The sequence below is a fragment of the Microbacterium sp. NPDC089695 genome, assembly GCF_044749085.1.
Lineage (GTDB): Bacteria > Actinomycetota > Actinomycetes > Actinomycetales > Microbacteriaceae > Microbacterium.
This window is the reverse complement of record NZ_JBIVHG010000001.1, coordinates 1,986,084-2,002,891: the sequence shown is the minus strand read 5'-3', so window position 1 is coordinate 2,002,891 and position 16,808 is coordinate 1,986,084. Positions and strand designations below refer to the sequence as shown.

The following is a 16,808-nucleotide window of genomic DNA, read 5'->3' as shown; positions in this document are numbered from 1 at the left end:
CGACATCGGCGGTCCCGTCGCTAGGATTCCCGGATGGAACCGGTCACCCTCACCACCGAACGACTTGAGCTGCGCGCTCCGACCGATGCCGACGTCGACGCGATTACCCAGGCCTGCCAGGACCCGGATATCGCGCGATGGACGACGGTGCCGAGTCCCTATGCGCGGACCGATGCGGAGGACTTCGTGCGTCTGGTCGAGGGCTGGTGGGTCGACGGCAGCGAGACGACCTGGGCCCTGCGCCGCGACGGCGAGCTCGTGGGAATGATCGGGTTGCACCGCATCCGGCGATCAGGGAACGGCGGTGATGCCGAGATCGGGTTCTGGGTGACCGACGCCGCGCGCGGCCAGGGCTACGTCGTCGAGGCGGCGACCGCTGTGGTGGACTGGGGCTTCGGCGAGCTCGGGCTCTCCCGGATCGAATGGCGCGCGATCGCCGGCAACGTGCCGTCGGCGCTGACCGCCCGCGCGCTCGGCTTCCGCTACGAGGGTCGCCTCCGGCAGGCCTTCGCGAGCGGCGACCGCCGCGAGGACAGCTGGATCGCCGGCCTCCTCCGCGACGACGACCGCACCCCCGCCCCCTGGCCCGTGCTCGGCTGAGCGCGTCGCACCGCCCCGGCCCTCCCCTCGCGCACGCCGAGGTAGGCGATGACGCGAAGGTAGGTGGATTCTGACCGGAACGTCCTACGCCGGCGCGATCCCCTCCCCTCGCCACCGGTCACGCCCCCCGCTGGCCCGGTGTCCGACCCCGGTGGCAGGATGGGCGCATGCCGGAGATGCCGGAGGTCCAGGGCCTGACGACGTTCCTCACCGAGCGGGTGGTGGGGCGCACGGTCACGCGCACGAGCGTCGGGGCGATCGCGGCCCTCAAGACGTACGACCCGCCTAACACCGCGTTGCACGGCGCCCAGATCACCGCGGCGACCAGGCGAGGCAAGTTCATCGTGCTGTCCGCCGGCGACGACCTGCACCTCGTGTTCCACCTCGCGAAGGCCGGGTGGCTGCGCTGGTACGAGCTCCTCCCGACGACGCTCATCAAGCCGGGCAAGTCCCCCATCGCCCTGCGCGTCGCGTTCGACGACGACAGCGGCTTCGACCTGACCGAGGCCGGAACCAAGAAGTCGCTCGCGGTGTACGTCGTGCGCGACCCTGAGGAGGTGCCGGGGATCGCACGGCTCGGCCCCGACCCGCTCGACGACGGCTTCACGCGCGAGGCGTTCGGAGCCGTGCTCGACGGGCGCCGGATGCAGATCAAAGGACTCCTGCGCGACCAGGGTGTGATCGCGGGCATCGGCAACGCCTATTCCGACGAGATCCTGCACGTCGCGAAGATGTCTCCGTACGCGATCGCCGGCACGCTCGACACCGGCGAGGTCGACCGGCTGTACGCCGCGATGCGATCGACGCTCACCGACGCGATCGCCGAGGCGTCGGGCAAGCCGCCCGCCGACCTGAAAGACGCCAAGCGACGAGGGATGCAGGTGCATGCCCGCCGCGGTGAGATCTGCCCCGTGTGCGGCGATACCGTGCGCAGCGTGTTCTTTGCCGACCGCTCGCTCGAGTACTGCCCGACCTGCCAGACCGGCGGCAAGATCCTCGCCGACAGACGACTCTCCCGCTTGCTCAAGTGAACACTGCCCGACCTGCCAGACCGGCCGCAAGATCCTCGCCGACAGACGACTCTCCCGCTTGCTCAAGTGAACACCGCCCCACCTGCCAGACCGGCAGCAAGACCCTCGCCGACAGACGACTCTCTCGCCTGCTCAAGTGAACACTGCCTGACCTGCCAGACCGGCCGCAAGATCCTCGCCGACAGACGACTCTCCCGACTCCTGAAGTGACCGGCCGTTCCGCGCTCTGTTACGCGGAATGAAACGCGCCCAGGCGTGTTGAGTACACTCAGAGCATCAACGTGCTCCGGGGTCGGTGGGAATCCGAACCGGCGGTGACAGTCCGCGAGCGTCTCGATTCGTCGAGATGCCGATCCGGTGGAAATCCGGGACCGACGGTGATGCGAGGCGCAGCCTCGCTAGTCCGGAAGGGAGGCAGCACGGTGGGCCGCCGCATGCGCGTTCCGTCCCGCCTCCCCTGCGACCCCTGGAGTCCAGAGAGGACCGACGGATGGCAGTGAACGAGGCGGAACGCCGGGCGATGACCCGAGCGCTCGAACTCGCGAGCCTTGGCCCGCGCGGCGCGAACCCGCAGGTGGGGGCCGTCATCCTGTCTGCCGACGGCGAGGTCCTCGCGGAGGGTTGGCATCACGGTGCCGGCACGCCCCATGCCGAGGTCGACGCTCTCTCGAAGCTCGCTCCGGGTGCTGCGCGCGGCGCCACCGCGGTCGTCACGCTCGAACCCTGCAACCACACCGGCCGCACGGGACCCTGCGCCGTCGCGCTGATCGAGGCCGGAGTCGCCCGTGTCGTGTACGCGCTCGACGACCCCGGTGCCATCTCGGGCGGCGGCGCCGACAGATTGCGCGCCGCAGGCGTGAGTGTCGAGGCGGGTGAGCAGGCCGAGTCCGCGCACCGCGTGATCGACGGATGGCTCACCGCGCAGCGACTCGGTCGCCCGCACGTCACGGTGAAGTGGGCGCAGAGCCTCGACGGTCGCGCCGCGGCATCCGACGGGTCGAGCCAGTGGATCACCGGCCCCGAGGCTCGCGCCGACGTGCACCGGCGCCGCGCAGATGCCGATGCGATCGTGGTCGGCACGGGCACACTCCTCGCCGACGACCCGGCACTCACGGCTCGCGACGGCAACGAGCTCTACCCGGCACAACCCGTCCCCGTGGTGATCGGCACCCGCGCGATCCCCGACGACGCCGCTATCCGTCGGCATCCGCACGCTCCGCTCGCCTACGAGACCCACGACGTGCACGCGGTGCTCGCCGACCTGCACATGCGCGGCGTGCAGAGCGTGTTCGTCGAGGGCGGCCCGACGCTCGCCAGCGCCTTCCTCGCCGAAGGCCTCGCCGACCGCGTGCTGGCATACATCGCACCCGTGCTGCTGGGCGGAGGACGACTCGCGCTCACCGACATCGGCGTCCCGTCGATCGATGCTGCTCGTCGCCTGACGATCGACCGCTGGCTGCCCCTCGGCGCCGACCTCCTGGCGATCGCACACCCGGTGTCGTCTGAGGAACCCGTGACCTCTCAGGAAGAAGGAACCCACTGATGTTCACCGGAATCATCGAGGAGATCGGCGAGATCACCCAGGTCGCGCCCGCCGGCGACGGCTGGCGCCTCACCGTGCGCGCCCCGAAGGCCGCGGCGGACGCGGTGCACGGCGAGTCGATCGCGGTGTCGGGCGTCTGTCTCACGGTGGTCGACTCCACCGCCGACACGTTCGACGCGGACGTCATGAAGCAGACCCTCGACGTCGCCGCCCTCGGCACTGCGACCGTCGGCACGCGCGTCAACATCGAGAAGGCGATGCCCGTAGGGGCGCGGTTGGGCGGGCACATCGTGCAGGGACATGTCGACGGGGTCGGTTCCGTGATCGAGGTGCGCCCCGGCGCGCAGTGGAGCGTGCTGCGCATCGAGATCCCCGCCGACCTCGCCCCTCTCGTGGTCGACAAGGGCTCGATCTCGATCGACGGCACCTCGCTCACGGTGAGCGCCGTGAGCGCCGCGGACGCCGAGCAGCACTGGCTCGAGGTCTCCCTCATCCCGGAGACCCTCGCCGCGACCACCCTGGGCGCCCGCGCGGTCGGCGACCGCGTGAACCTCGAGACCGACATCCTCGCCCGGCACGTCGAGCGTCTGCTTGCGTTCCGGGCAGCACCGGAAGGAGGCTCGCGATGAGCCTGTCCACCATCACCGAGGCGCTCGACGCGCTGCGCGCAGGTCGCCCCGTGCTCGTCGCCGACGACGAGAACCGCGAGAACGAGGGCGACGTCGTGCTCTCGGCGGAGCTCGCGACTCCCGAGTGGGTCGCCTGGACCGTGCGCTGGTCGTCGGGCTTCATCTGCGCCCCGATGCCGGCCGACCTCGCCGACACGCTCAACCTGCAGCCCATGGTCGCGGCCAGCGAGGACGCCCGCTCGACCGCGTACACCGTGAGCGTGGATGCCGCGGAGGGCGTCACGACGGGCATCAGCGCGCACGACCGCGCGCACACCCTCAACGTGCTCGCGAATCCCGAATCGACCGCCACGAGCATCATCCGCCCCGGGCACGTGCTGCCGCTGCGCGCGGTCGACGGGGGCGTGCGCGAGCGGAGTGGGCACACCGAGGCCGCGGTCGACCTCATGAAGCTCGCGGGCCTGCGCCCGGTCGGCGCGATCGCCGAAGTGGTCGCGGAGGACGGCAGCATGATGCGTCTACCCGGGCTCCTCGAGCTCGGCGCGCGCGACGGCGTCCCGGTCATCACGATCGAGCAGCTGATCGCGCATCTCAACGAAATCGACCCGTCCGGATGGTCGCCGGAGAGGGCGAGTCGCCGCGTGAGTCTGCGCGCCGACGCCACCGTGCCGACCACGCACGGGTCGTTCCGCTTCCTCGCCTACAAAGACCGGGTGACCGGAACCGACCACATCGCGGTCGTGTCGGGCGAGCCCTCCGAGACCGCGCTGGTGCGCGTGCACTCGGAGTGCCTGACCGGCGAGGCCTTCGGCTCGCTCAAGTGCGAATGCGGACCGCAGCTGGATGCCGCGCTCGACGCGATCGAGCAGGACGGCGGGGTCGTCATCTACATGCGCGGCCACGAGGGGCGCGGCATCGGCCTCATCAACAAGCTACGGGCGTACAGCCTGCAGGAGGAAGGCCTCGACACGGTCGACGCCAATCTCGCACTGGGCCTCCCCGCCGACGCCCGCGACTACGCCGCCGCAGCCGGCATCCTCGCCGACCTCGGGGTGTCGAAGGTGCGCCTGCTGACGAACAACACCGACAAGGTCGCGCAGTTGCGCAGCCTCGGACTCGACGTGGTCGAGCAGGTGCCGCTGATCGTCGGCGTCGGCCCCAACAACCACCAGTACCTCGAGACGAAGCGCGACCGGATGGGTCACATCATCGGCGAGGCGGAACTCGCACAGGCCCTCGCCGACGGTGAACGGTCGCAGGCCGACGGAAAGAAGGACGACGCATGAGCGGCGCAGGAGCAGCACCCCGCACGGAGAAGATCGACGGATCGGGACTCGACATCGTCGTGATCGCCGGTACCTGGCACGACGTCATCACGAACGGACTCATCGCCGGAGCGCAGCGCGTGCTCGACGAGTCCGGTGCGTCGTACCGCGTCGTTCGGGTACCGGGGTCGTTCGAGCTCGCGGTGGCGGCACAGGCCGCGTTCGCGGGCGGCGCCGATGCGGTCGTCGCGCTCGGCGTGATCATCCGCGGGGGCACCCCGCACTTCGAGTACGTCTCGGCGGCGACCACCGACGGGCTCACCCGCGTGTCGCTCGACGCGGGCAAGCCGATCGGCTTCGGCGTGCTGACGCTCGATGACGAGAAGCAGGGCCTCGACCGTGCGGGACTCGAGGGGTCGCACGAGGACAAGGGCGCCGAGGCTGCGGACGCAGCGCTGCGCACGGCGCTCGTCATCCGCGACCTGCGCGGCTGACGGGAGTCACCCGCCCGTCAACTGATATTCCGGTGAGGGGAGGCTGTCCTTGCTGGCAGCGTTCGCCCCGCAGAACGTACGGTGTGCACATGGAGACCCTGCGCCACATCGTGCTGTTCGTCCACCTGATCGGCTTCGCCGTGCTCTTCGGCGCCTGGGCGGTGCAGGCCTTCGGCGGGAAGCGCGAGTTCACGCGTCTCATGAGCATCGGCATGACGATCGCGGCAGTGGCGGGCCTCGCCCTGGCCGCTCCGTGGGGCATCTCCTACGAGCTGAACTACGTCAAGATCGGCGTCAAGCTCGTTCTGCTGTTGGTGATCGGCGCACTCCTCGGCATCGGCACGGCCCGCCAGAAGCGCGGTACGGGCGTGCCCGCCGCGATGTTCTGGCTCGTCGGCATCCTGACAGCCGCGAACGCCGCGATCGCCGCGATCTGGCGCTGACCTCACGCTTCGGGGGCGGCCTCCCAGACCGCCTGCGTCGGTGCGCTGACGCTCGCGGCGCGGATCCGCTGCCAGTTGCGCCCGCCCCGCCCGAACGACGCCTGCACGTCTGCCGGCACCACCGCGTCGGCGATGGGCTCCGGAATCCACTGGCAGGCACGGACGTGCACGAGGTCCACGGCATCGGCCGTATCGTCGGCGTCGTAGGTCCAGGGCCCGACGATGCGTCCGAGATAGGTCAGGCCGTCGGCATCCCGCGTCCAGACGAAGGAGCCGATCGGCGCCTTCGCGAACCTCTCGATGCGCCAGGCCAGTCGGATGCCGGACTGCGCATCCGCCGTCGTGAGCGCATCCTCCAGGGAGTGGGGCGCAGGGTGCACCCTCCCGCCGATCCCGCAGATGCCGAGCGCGAGCGCCCGCTCCGGGCCCGCCCCCCGCGGAACCGCGTCATCGCGCGATCGCATCGGCGCGCGGTAGACGAGAATCTCTTCAGGCGCCGCCATACGTCCGACTCTACGCGGCGCCGGAGTCTCTCATGCGGGCGGAGCGAACAGTGTGCGAACGCGCGGGATGACGCGCTCGTAGGTCAAACGCACATCGGCGTATTCCTGGACGAGTTCGATGTCGGGCTGCACCACGGCCCCGGATCCGACCATGCTGTCGATCGCCGCATCCCAGCGTCGATGCAGTCCGGTGCCCACCGCAGCGCAGATCGCCGCTCCCATCCCGGCCGCGTCGTGCACGCGCGGCGCTCGAACGGGGACGTCGTACACCGCGGCGAGGATGCGGAGCATCAGGTCTGAGCCGCTCCCACCTCCCGTGACCACGAGCCCGCGGCGCGGCCGTCCGAGCGCGTGCCGTGCTCGCGCGTCGCCGGCCTCGGTCTCGATCGCCAGCGCCTCGAGAATCGCGCGGTAGACGTGGAATCGACCCTGGGTGCCGTCGAATCCGACCAGAGCACCGCGGCGCCAGGGCTCGTCGGTCGGGGCGAGCCAGTCCAGCGCCGCCACGAGACCTCCGGAGCCGACCGGCACGTCCTCGGCACCGCGGTTGAGCTCCTCCTCCGTGGCGTCGCCCGCAGCCGACGACAGGAGTTCGCGGAACCAGCTCACGGTCCACATGCCACGCCGCACGCCCGAGCTCTCGTAGAGATACCCTCCGGGAACCGACGAGAAATTCGTCCACACGTCCGAATGCGGCGGCAGCGGCCTGTCGCCCGGCGTCATCGTGGCGACATAGGTGCCGAGCGACAGCAGCGCCTCGCCCTCGTCGCGCAGCCCCGCACCGAGCGCCTCGACGGCCTTGTCGTTCGAGGTCGCGATGACCGGGAGCCCTGCGGGGAGGCCGAGCAACGCCGCAGCCTCCGCCGTGAGCGCACCGAGCGTCTCGCCGGGTGGAACCAGTTCGAACAGCATCGCCGGGTCCATGCCCGTCCGAGCATACTCAGCGTCGTCCGTGCTCCACGCCCAGCGCGCGGTGTCGATCGGCCAGACTCCCTGCACGTTGCCGGCCGCATCCCGCCTCTGCCCCGTGAGGCGATGGCCGATGTATCCGGACGACGTCGTGACATACGCCGCGTCGTCGGTCTCGCGTTCAAACGGCCGCGGCAGGCGCTCGTCCATCCAGCTCATGACGGGCTGGGCGAGTGAGCCGTCTGCGCGGAGCACGGCTCGGCAGAAGCGGATCGTGCAGAGGCCGATCCCCCGGATCTCGGACGGATCGCCGGCGAAACCCGACACCGCGATTCGCGTCGCCGCGACGATCGAATCCCACAGATCGTCGTCGGGGTGCTCCCACCGACCGGGCGCGGGCGACGAGTACGGGCGCAGCGCGACACGGGCGCTCGCATGCACCGTCCCGTCGCCGTCGACGATCAGGACCTTCGTGCTCTGCGAGCCGTTGTCGATCGCGACGACGTATCCCGTCGCCGGTGCGCTCACGCTCGCGTCGCCGTCTCGACCCCGTGCGGCGCCGCGACATCATCCAGGGGGTAGATCGTGCCGCGGTTCATGATCCCGTGCGGGTCGAGCCCGTCCTTCAGCGTGCGCAGCAGGCGGTACGCGCTGCCATGCTCCTCGTGCGTCCACGGCGTGCGGTACTTGCCGATGCCGTGGTGGTGCACCATCGAACCGCCGAGACGCAGGGCCTCCTCCACGACGATCGCGTTGAGGGGCTCGTGGTACTCGGTGATCTCCTCGCGCGGCTCGCACGTGATGTCGTAGTCGTACACGAAGTACAGGTTCGTGCCGGTCTGGTAGCTGTGCGAAGAATGTGCGCCGAGCATCCTGAGATCCGCCGCACGCGGGAACTCCGTGCGCGCCCGACGCATGACCGACTCGAACAGCTCCTCGACGCCCGACCAGTCGATCGACACCTCGGTCGTGTAGCCGAGGCGCGCCTTCTCGAGCATCTCACGTTTCTCGGCGTCGATCTTGTCCTGCCCCCAGTTGAGGTTGTCGAACCAGTTCTCGATCAGGGCCGGGTCGACCTTCTCATGCGGGATGCCGGCGAAGATGTCCTCGACCCCGGCTGCGGTGGCGTCCGCCACGCCCTTCGGACCCTCGGCGACGACCACGACCACGGCCTTGCCGTCGGCGAAGTGGGAGAAGTGCTGCGCGGCATCCTCCTCCGAGTACGCCCGAGCGACCGAGGGGCGGTAGCCGGCGACGATGATCTCGCGGAGACCTGCCACGCCCGCGGGGAGCGAGTCGACGAGATACCCGAGGAAGCGGTTGTTCTCGGGCTGGTAGGTGAACACCTTGACGGTGACCTCGGTGATGACGGCGAGCGACCCCTCGTTGCCGATCACGATATGGCGGATGTCCGGTCCGGCCGCGCGACGCGGCACGTTCTTGACGCGCACGACCTCGCCGTCGGGCAGCACGGCCTCGAGGCCGATGACCATGTCCTCGATACCCCCGTACAGGGTCGAGAACTGGCCGATCGACCGGGTCGCGACGAGACCGCCCATCTGTGCGAGCGGCTTCGACTGCGGCGAGTGTCCGGTCGTGAGACCCTGCGCCCGCAGCGTGTCCTCGAGCACCTGCAGCGGGACGCCGCACTGCGCCGTGACCATCATGTCGACGGGGTCGATCTCGAGGATCGCGTCCATGCGCGAGCCGTCGAGCACGATCGAGTCGTCGACGACCGTCTCGAGACCGCCCTCGGTGGCGGTGCGGCCGGTGCGGGGCACGACGTTGACGAGGTTCTCATCCGCGAAAGCGAGGATCGCTGACACGTCGGCGGTGGAGCGCGCATAGGCGATCGCGGCGGGGATCGGACCGTCGAAGATGCCGTGCACCGAGGTGTACTTCTTGAAGCGGTCGACGCTCGCCTCCTGCAGCGCCCGCTCATCGGTCTCGACCTGGTCGGCGCCGAGGATCTCCTGCAGTCGGGTGACGATCTCCTCGCGCGAGAGAGCGGATCGTGAAGTGACCATGGGGAAGGTGTCCTGTTCGTTGAGGGTGTCGGGGCGCTGCGGTCAGCGCACCAGGTAGCCGCCGTCGACGGACAGCACGTGCCCGTTGACGAAGTCGGAGGCGGGGCTCGCGAGGAAGACGGTCGCGCCCATGAGGTCGGCGACGTCCCCCCACCTCCCCGCCGGGGTGTGGTCGACGATGCGCCGGTTCGCCTCCGCGTCGGCGCGCGTCTCGGAGGTGATCGGGGTGGCGAAGTACCCGGGGGCGATCGCATTGACCTGGATGCCGTGTCCGCCGAGCTCGTCGGCGTAGGCCTTCGTCAGACCGGCGATGCCGTGCTTGGTCGCGGCGTACGCGGGAGATCCGAGTCCGCCGAGGAACGAGAACAGCGAGGCGATGTTGATGATCTTGCCCGAGCCCTGCGGGATCATCCGCTTGGCGGCCTCGTGGGACATCTCGAAGGCGGCGGTGAGGTTCACCGCGACCATCGGGTCCCACTGCCCGCGACCGAAGTCCGTCACGTCGGCGATGCGGCTGATCCCGGCCGAGTTGACCAGGATGTCCACTCCCCTGAACGCCTCGACGCACTCGTCGACCACGCGCCCGGGTGCGCCGTCAGCGGTGATGTCGACGCGCAGCTCCCGGTAGCCGACGCCCGCCTCGGCGAGCAGTGCCGCGGTCTCGCCGCCGTCGTCGAACAGCGTCGGGACGAACACGTCCGCGCCCGCTTTGGCGAGGGCGAGGGTGAACGCCTGGCCGAGGCCGGTGTTGCCTCCGGTGACGATCGCCCGCTTGCCCCGCAGGGAGAAGTGATCGAGGGAGAAGTCGGTGATGTGCACGGATGATCCTTCAGGAGTGAGTGCCGGCGAACGGGTCGGCGATGCCGATGTAGGTCGTCTCGAGGTACTCGTCGATCCCCTCGAAACCACCCTCACGACCGATACCGGACTGCTTGACGCCGCCGAACGGCGCGGCCGGGTTCGACACGAGTCCCGTGTTGAGTCCGAACATGCCCGTCTCGAGGCGTTCGGCGAGACGGAGCGCGCGGTTCAGGTCACGGGTGTACGCGAAGCACACCAGCCCGTACTCGCTCGCGTTCGCGAGGCGCACGGCCTCGTCCTCGTCGCGGAACACGGTGATCGGCGCGACGGGGCCGAAGATCTCCTCCTGCAGGATGCGAGCGTCCTGCGGCACGTCCACGAGCACGGTCGCCGGATAGAAGTACCCGCGGCCCTGCGGGATGCTACCGCCGAGTGCGACGCGCGCGCCGTCCTCGAGCGCGCCGGAGACGAGCTCGGCGACCTTGCTCCTGGTCGCTTCGTCGACGAGCGGCCCGAGGGTCGAGTCGGGATCGGTGCCGCGGGCGTTGACGTATCCGGCCATGCGCTCGACGAGACGCGCGGTGAACTCCTCCGCCACGCTCTCGTGCACGAGGAAGCGGTTCGCCGCGACGCACGCCTCTCCGCCGTTGCGGAGCTTCGCGAGCAGGGCGCCCTCGACGGCGGCGTCGACGTCGGCGTCCTCGAAGACGAGGAACGGGGCATTCCCGCCGAGCTCCATCGAGACGCGGAGCACCTGGTGCGCGGCATCCGCGATGAGGCGACGGCCCACCTCGGTCGAGCCGGTGAACGACAGCTTGCGCAGCCGCGGATCGGCGATGAGCGGCCCGGTCACTGCCCCGGCACGACTCGTGGGGATCACGTTCACGACACCGTCCGGCACCCCGGCCTCGCGGAGCACCTCGGCGAACAGGAGCGCCGTCAGCGGCGTGAGCGCGGCGGGCTTGAGCACCGAGGTGCATCCGGCTGCGAGCGCCGGCGCGATCTTGCGGGTGGCCATCGCGAGCGGGAAGTTCCACGGCGTGATCAGCAGGCTCGGTCCGACGGGACGCTTCGCGACGAGCAGCCGGTTGCGGCCGTCGGGCGCGGTGGCGTAGCGCCCCGAGATCCGCGGCGCCTCCTCCGAGAACCAGCGCAGGAACTCGGCTCCGTACGCGACCTCGGCGCGCGACTCGGCGAGCGGCTTGCCCATCTCGAGCGTCATGACGAGGGCGAAGTCCTCGGCGCGGGCCGTCACGAGTTCGAAGGCCCGGCGCAGGATCTCGCCGCGCTCTCGTGGAGGGGTCGCCGCCCACGCGGCCTGGGCCCCAGCAGCGGCGTCGAGTGCTGCCATGCCGTCCTCGGGCGTCGCGTCCGCGACGTGGGCGATCACCTCGCCGGTCGCCGGGTCGTGCACGTCGAACGTCCGATCGGAGCTGGCATCCCGCCACTCCCCGCCGATCAGCAGGCCGGTGGGGACAGAGGCGATCACCTCGGCCTCGCGTGCCGCGGTCATGCGGGCACCTCCCGGCGGAGGTCGCGGCCGAGCAGGTCCTCGTACAGCCGCACGGGCGTCATCTCCCCGGCACGGTCGCCATAGCTCGCGCGGGCTCGACGGAAGATCTGCTCGACCAGGGACGACAGTTCGACCGGCATCCCGACCGAGCGGGCGAGATCGACCGAGAGACCGAGGTCCTTGCAGGCGAGGGCGATGGCGAAGCCCTCGTCGTAGTCGCCGTGGTCGAGGATCGAGAGCACGTCGCGCGAGACGAATGTGCTGTTCGCGGGGCTCGCGATCAGGGCGTCACGCAGCACGCCGAGATCGACGCCGGCGGCCACCCCGACCGAGAGCACCTCGGCCGTCGCGACCAGGTGGGAGAACCACAGCTGGTTGATCATGAGCTTCACGGCGTACCCCGCGCCATGTCCGCCGACGTGCAGGATCCGCTCCGGGTCCCCCATCGCCTCGAACACGGGACGCAGCCGCTCCACGTCGTCGGCGTCGCCGCCCACGAAGATCTGCAGCATCCCGTTCGCGGCGCCGACCGACATCCCGCTCACCGGAGCGTCGAGCAGGTGCAGCCCCCGACCGGCGGTCGCGGCGCGCACGCGGTCCAGCACCTCCGGCACCGAGGTCGACATGTCGATCCAGGTGCCTCCGTCGGGCAGCCCGGCGACGAGGCCGTCCGGGCCGGAGGCCACGGCATCGACGTGTGTGGGCGTCGGCAGCATCGTGATGACGAGGTCGCTGGCGGCGGCGACCTCGCGCGGGCTCTCGGCCCAGTGCGCGCCACCCGCGATCAGGTCGGCGGCCGATTCGCGGCGCAGGTCTGTCACGACCAGCGGGAAGCCCGCTGCCTGCAGGTTGCGGGTCATGCCTGACCCCATGTTGCCGAGTCCGATGAACCCGACGGTGGGTCGGGTCCCGACGCGTGCGGCGTCGAGGACGGGAGTGGGAGAGCTCATCGGTGATGCGTGTCCTTCGTGGATCAGGCGGATGCCGTGGAGGGTGTGTAGAAAGGGTTGGTCGGCGCATGCCGGGCGTCGAGCACGGCGTCGAGGTCGGGAAGACCGGCCGCGCCGTTCGCGAGCGCCGTGCGGGTGGCCTCGCGGTTGTTGCGGTAGACGGTGTCGGCGTCATCGGCCGCGGGGTTGACCCAGACGGCGGCGATGAGAGCGTGCGTGTCGGCGGCCTCGCGCGGGATCGCCCCGTCGGCGACGGCGTCCGCGACACCCGCCGCGACGCCGGCCTGCGCCGGACCCCAGATGAGGAGCCCGTGCTCGTCGCTCGCCGGTGCCGCCTTGGTGACGAACAGCGTCATCGGCTTCACCGGGAGCGACGGACGGAGCACGGCCACGAACGGCACGTGCCCCTGGCTGGGGCCGGCGAGGGCCGTGGCCCACGCCGTCCCCGCCGGGCCCTCGCGATGGCCGAGCACGGTGTTGATGTGCGCCGCGTTGACGCCGTCTCCGACGAAGCTCTCGCCGATCTGGAGGGTCGAGGTCATCAGATGAGTCCCTGCTCCTCGAGCCAATCGATCGCGATGTCCTCGGGGTCCTCGCCGTCGACGTCGGCCTTGGCGTTGAGCTCCTGCATGACCTCGGTGGTCAGCAGCGGGCTCAGCTCGGCCAGCACGTCGGCGATCGCCGGGTACTCGTCGAGAGTGCTCTGCTTGAGCGTGAATCCGCCCTGGTAGCTCGGGAAGAAATCCTGGTCGTCCTCCATCACCACGAGGTCGAGCGCGGGGATGCGGCCGTCGGTCTGGAAGACCTCCCCGAAGTTGCAGTCGTCGCCCTTCTGGGTCGCCGTGTAGATGACGCCGGTGTCGAGCATCGTGACGTTCGAGTCCGGAGCGTCGAAGCCGTAGGCGGCCTTGAGTCCGGGCCAGCCGTCGTCGCGCGTCGAGAACTCGCTCTCGATGCAGAACGTCTGGTCGGCGCTCGGCAGGCCTGCCACGTCGCTGAGCGTCTTGACACCCAGTTCGTCGGCCTCACTCTTGCGGACCGCGAACGCGTAGGTGTTGTTGAACGGCGCGGGGTCGAGCCAGGCGATGTCGTTCGCGGCATCCGCCTCCTTGACGGCGTCGAACTGCGCCTCGGCGCCCTTCACCGGCGTCGTGTTGCCGTTGTAGGTGATCCACGACGTGCCGGTGTACTCCCAGTAGCCGAGGAACTGATCGTTCTCGAGCGCCTGGCGCACGTTGGCGGAGCCGACGAGCTTGGTGTTCGCCTCGACGTCGGCGCCGTGCGCGTTGAGCAGCTCGGCCGTCATGTAGGCGAGGATGTACTGCTCCGAGAAGTCCTTCGAGCCGATCTCGCCGGTGAGACCGGCGAGCTCGTCGCCTTGGGCCCCGGAGCCGCCGCCCGCCCCGGAGGAGCAGCCGGTGAGGAGCAGCGCGCCGGCGGCGAGCGCCGCGAAGGAGGCTGTGGTGATGGTGCGTGGGTTCATTGCGGTTTCCTTTCGGGAAGGGATGCGGTGTGGTGCGGTGTCAGAGGCCCCTGGGACGCACGATGTCCTCCACGACACCGGCGGCCCAGTCGATGAGCACGGCGATCGAGGCGACGAGGATCGCTCCGACGACGAGAACGGGATAGCGCTGCAGCTTGAGGCCGTTGATGATCATGTCGCCGAGACCGCCGGCGTTGATGAACGTCGCGACCGTGGCCACCCCGACCGCGAAGACCAGCGCGGTGCGGAGTCCTGCGAGGATCACGGGCGAGGCGAGCGGCAGCTCGACGCGCCGCAGCACCTGCATCGGAGTCATGCCCATGCCCCGAGCGGACTCGCGGATGCTGGGGTCGACCTGGGTGAGGCCCGCGATCGTGTTCTGCAACACGGGGAGGAAGGAGTAGATGACGAGTGCGAGCAGTGCGGTCGTGAACCCCGTTTGCCAGACGATCGCGAGCAGGATCACGACACCGATCGCGGGTGTCGCCTGACCGATGTTCGCGATGCCGATCACGACGCCGCGGAACACCTGGGAGCGGGAGCGGCTCACCGCGATGCCTGCGGGGATCGCCAGCACCGACACGAGCACGGAGGCGATGATCGACAGCACGAGGTGTTCGCCGATGCGCGCCGTGATGTAGTCGGCGTTGAGCGTGCGCTGCTCGATCGAGTCGAGCTCGAGGCTCGACACCCACACGTAGGTGAGCGCCAGCACGACCGCGACGACGATGAGCGGCATCAGGCGGCGCAGCAGCACCGGCATGCCGCGTCGGGGCGCGGGCTGCGTGCGCAGCATCGTGGTCGCGGAGGGCACGACCTGAGGGCCGGTCACGATCACGCCTCCTCGGCGCGACGCGCGGGGCCCTCGGAGCCCAGCGCCGCCGAGATGGCCGCCTGGTCGATCGAGCCGACGACCGCCCCGGCGCGCGTGATGTTGACGCGCGGAGCGCCGGTCAGCACGAGCGTGTCGAGGGCTTCGCGCAGCGAGGCGTTCTCGTCGACCGTGGCGGCGGGAGCTGCGGCATCCGCGGAGCCGATGCGCGCGTCGGTCACGGGGATCAGAGCGAGCCGCTTGAGCGCGGCACCCTCCCCGATGAACGAGCGCACGTAGTCGTTCGCGGGCTCGGCGAGGATGCGGGCCGGGGTGTCGAACTGCTCGATCTGACTGCGATCGCTCAGCACCGCGATGCGATCGCCCATGCGGATCGCCTCTTCGAAGTCGTGCGTGACGAAGATGATGGTCTTGCCGATGTCGGCCTGCAACCGCAGGAACTCGGCCTGCAGCTTCTCGCGCGTGATCGGGTCGGTCGCGCCGAAGGGCTCGTCCATCAGCATCACGGGCGGGTCGGCGGCGAGCGCCCTGGCCACACCCACACGCTGCTGCTGTCCGCCGGAGAGCTGCCGGGGGTAGCGCTGCGCGAACGTGCCGGGGTCGAGCTGCACGGTGCGGAGCAGTTCGTCGACGCGCTCGGCGATGCGGGTCTTCGACCAGCCGAGCAGCTTGGGCACGATCGCGATGTTCTCGGCGATCGTGAAGTGCGGGAACAGGCCGATCTGCTGGATGACGTAGCCGATATGGCGGCGCAGCTCGTTGCCGTCGAGCGACAGCACGTCGTCGCCGTTGATGCGGATCGATCCGGAGGTCGGCTCGATGATGCGGTTGATCATCTTCATGGTCGTGGTCTTGCCGCAGCCGCTGGGCCCGACGAACATGATGAGCTCGCCGGGCTCGACGCGCATCGAGAAGTCCTCGACGGCGGGCGTCTGCTGGCCCGGGTACTGCTTGGTGATGTGGTCGAGGACGATGTCGACGCCGCCCTGCTGCGCTGCGAGGGAGGTGAGAACGCCGGTGTTCGTGGTGATGTCAGGCACGGAGACCCCTTGAGGTGGTGAGGCGGGCGACGAGCACGAGGATGCCGTCGAGGACGAGCGCGAGGATGATCACGGCGACGGTGCCTGTGAGCGCGTAGTTGAGCGCGTTCTTCGAGCCGAGCGAGCTCAGCCCCTTGAAGATGTACTCGCCGAGACCTGGGCCGGCGACGTAGGCGGCGATCGCGGCGATGCCGACCGTGAGCTGGGCCGCGACGCGGATCCCGGTCATGATGACGGGCCAGGCGATGGGCAGCTGCACCGTGAAGAGGATGCGGGTGGGGCCGAGTCCCATGCCCCTGGCCGACTCGAGCACCGAGACGGGCACCTCCCGGAGTCCGACGACCGTGTTCCGGACGACGGGCAGCAGCGAGTAGAAGACGAGGGCGACGACGGTCGGCAGCCAGCCGAGGCCGAGCACCGGGCTCAGGAGCGCGAGGAGTGCGAGCGACGGGATCGTGATCGCGACGGCGGCCGCCGTGAGCACGCTGGTGCGGGCGATGCGCCTGTCGCGCACCAGGATGCCGAGGCCGATGCCGATGATCGCCGCGAGGACGACCGAGACGAGGACGACGACGAGGTGGTCGCGCGTGAGCTCGAGGATGTCGTCCGCGCGACGTGTGAGGAAGGCCATGAGGTCTTCCCAGTTGAATCCGGTCAAGAGGGCTCCTGTCTCGTCGTTGAGGCCGGTACCGGGCGTGAGATTCACGGTAGCTGGTGTGGCCATTTCGTCAAAGCGGGTTGTGTA

The 16,808-nt window shown here is 70.0% G+C and carries 18 protein-coding genes; 7 read left to right on the top strand and 11 right to left on the bottom strand.

Features of this window, described 5'->3' with window-relative positions:
* The first annotated feature begins 33 nt into the window (after positions 1 to 33).
* The 7 genes from ACIPYT_RS09630 (at position 34) to ACIPYT_RS09600 (ending at position 6,005) form a co-directional block, all read left to right on the top strand.
* Positions 34 to 600, top strand: coding sequence for a GNAT family N-acetyltransferase (locus ACIPYT_RS09630; protein WP_401072993.1), 567 nt, complete (start codon positions 34 to 36; stop codon positions 598 to 600).
* Positions 601 to 767: 167 nt separating this feature from the next.
* A complete protein-coding gene (locus tag ACIPYT_RS09625) occupies positions 768 to 1,631 on the top strand; it encodes an Fpg/Nei family DNA glycosylase (protein WP_401072991.1) in 864 nt (287 codons plus the stop codon).
* 490 nt (positions 1,632 to 2,121) lie between these two features.
* Positions 2,122 to 3,174, top strand: a complete 1,053-nt coding sequence (gene ribD / locus ACIPYT_RS09620) for a bifunctional diaminohydroxyphosphoribosylaminopyrimidine deaminase/5-amino-6-(5-phosphoribosylamino)uracil reductase RibD (protein ID WP_401072989.1) — start codon at positions 2,122 to 2,124, stop codon at positions 3,172 to 3,174.
* Positions 3,174 to 3,803: a riboflavin synthase gene (locus ACIPYT_RS09615; RefSeq protein WP_401072987.1), complete on the top strand. Its 630-nt coding sequence runs from the start codon at positions 3,174 to 3,176 to the stop codon at positions 3,801 to 3,803. The genes ribD and ACIPYT_RS09615 overlap by 1 nt, the downstream gene beginning before the upstream one ends.
* Positions 3,800 to 5,089, top strand: coding sequence for a GTP cyclohydrolase II (gene ribA, locus ACIPYT_RS09610; protein ID WP_401072985.1), 1,290 nt, complete (start codon positions 3,800 to 3,802; stop codon positions 5,087 to 5,089). Before ACIPYT_RS09615 ends, ribA begins: the two co-directional genes overlap by 4 nt.
* Entirely contained in the window at positions 5,086 to 5,562 is a 477-nt protein-coding gene (ribH, locus tag ACIPYT_RS09605; RefSeq protein WP_401072982.1) for a 6,7-dimethyl-8-ribityllumazine synthase, read from the top strand. Before ribA ends, ribH begins: the two co-directional genes overlap by 4 nt.
* Before the next feature lie 89 nt (positions 5,563 to 5,651).
* Positions 5,652 to 6,005: a Fe-S protein gene (locus ACIPYT_RS09600; RefSeq protein ID WP_401072980.1), complete on the top strand. Its 354-nt coding sequence runs from the start codon at positions 5,652 to 5,654 to the stop codon at positions 6,003 to 6,005.
* A 2-nt stretch (positions 6,006 to 6,007) separates the two neighbouring features.
* Here the strand turns inward: ACIPYT_RS09600 and ACIPYT_RS09595 are convergent, their stop codons facing one another.
* From ACIPYT_RS09595 to ACIPYT_RS09545, 11 genes are read right to left on the bottom strand one after another with little or no spacing between them, the layout of a single operon-like run.
* Positions 6,008 to 6,508 (bottom strand): GAF domain-containing protein, encoded by a 501-nt coding sequence (locus ACIPYT_RS09595; protein WP_401072978.1) that lies wholly within the window; start codon positions 6,506 to 6,508, stop codon positions 6,008 to 6,010.
* Positions 6,509 to 6,538: 30 nt separating this feature from the next.
* Positions 6,539 to 7,945, bottom strand: a complete 1,407-nt coding sequence (locus ACIPYT_RS09590; protein WP_401072976.1) for an FGGY-family carbohydrate kinase — start codon at positions 7,943 to 7,945, stop codon at positions 6,539 to 6,541.
* On the bottom strand, positions 7,942 to 9,444 hold the full coding sequence (locus tag ACIPYT_RS09585; protein WP_401072974.1) for an FAD-binding oxidoreductase: 1,503 nt from the start codon (positions 9,442 to 9,444) through the stop codon (positions 7,942 to 7,944). Before ACIPYT_RS09585 ends, ACIPYT_RS09590 begins: the two co-directional genes overlap by 4 nt.
* Positions 9,445 to 9,486: 42 nt before the next feature.
* Positions 9,487 to 10,263: an SDR family oxidoreductase gene (locus ACIPYT_RS09580; RefSeq protein WP_401072972.1), complete on the bottom strand. Its 777-nt coding sequence runs from the start codon at positions 10,261 to 10,263 to the stop codon at positions 9,487 to 9,489.
* 10 nt (positions 10,264 to 10,273) lie between these two features.
* On the bottom strand, positions 10,274 to 11,758 hold the full coding sequence (locus tag ACIPYT_RS09575) for an NAD-dependent succinate-semialdehyde dehydrogenase (RefSeq protein ID WP_401072970.1): 1,485 nt from the start codon (positions 11,756 to 11,758) through the stop codon (positions 10,274 to 10,276).
* Positions 11,755 to 12,708: an NAD(P)-dependent oxidoreductase gene (locus ACIPYT_RS09570; protein ID WP_401072968.1), complete on the bottom strand. Its 954-nt coding sequence runs from the start codon at positions 12,706 to 12,708 to the stop codon at positions 11,755 to 11,757. Before ACIPYT_RS09570 ends, ACIPYT_RS09575 begins: the two co-directional genes overlap by 4 nt.
* A gap of 23 nt (positions 12,709 to 12,731) precedes the next feature.
* Positions 12,732 to 13,250 (bottom strand): formaldehyde-activating enzyme, encoded by a 519-nt coding sequence (fae, locus tag ACIPYT_RS09565; RefSeq protein WP_401072966.1) that lies wholly within the window; start codon positions 13,248 to 13,250, stop codon positions 12,732 to 12,734.
* Positions 13,250 to 14,191, bottom strand: coding sequence for a glycine betaine ABC transporter substrate-binding protein (locus ACIPYT_RS09560; protein ID WP_401072964.1), 942 nt, complete (start codon positions 14,189 to 14,191; stop codon positions 13,250 to 13,252). The genes fae and ACIPYT_RS09560 overlap by 1 nt, the downstream gene beginning before the upstream one ends.
* Before the next feature lie 40 nt (positions 14,192 to 14,231).
* Positions 14,232 to 15,029 carry an ABC transporter permease gene (locus ACIPYT_RS09555; RefSeq protein WP_401072962.1) on the bottom strand — a complete coding sequence of 266 codons (798 nt, stop codon included), beginning with the start codon at positions 15,027 to 15,029 and terminating at the stop codon, positions 14,232 to 14,234.
* Positions 15,026 to 16,063: an ABC transporter ATP-binding protein gene (locus ACIPYT_RS09550; protein WP_401072960.1), complete on the bottom strand. Its 1,038-nt coding sequence runs from the start codon at positions 16,061 to 16,063 to the stop codon at positions 15,026 to 15,028. Before ACIPYT_RS09550 ends, ACIPYT_RS09555 begins: the two co-directional genes overlap by 4 nt.
* On the bottom strand, positions 16,056 to 16,787 hold the full coding sequence (locus ACIPYT_RS09545; protein WP_401072958.1) for an ABC transporter permease: 732 nt from the start codon (positions 16,785 to 16,787) through the stop codon (positions 16,056 to 16,058). Before ACIPYT_RS09545 ends, ACIPYT_RS09550 begins: the two co-directional genes overlap by 8 nt.
* Positions 16,788 to 16,808 lie beyond the last annotated feature (21 nt).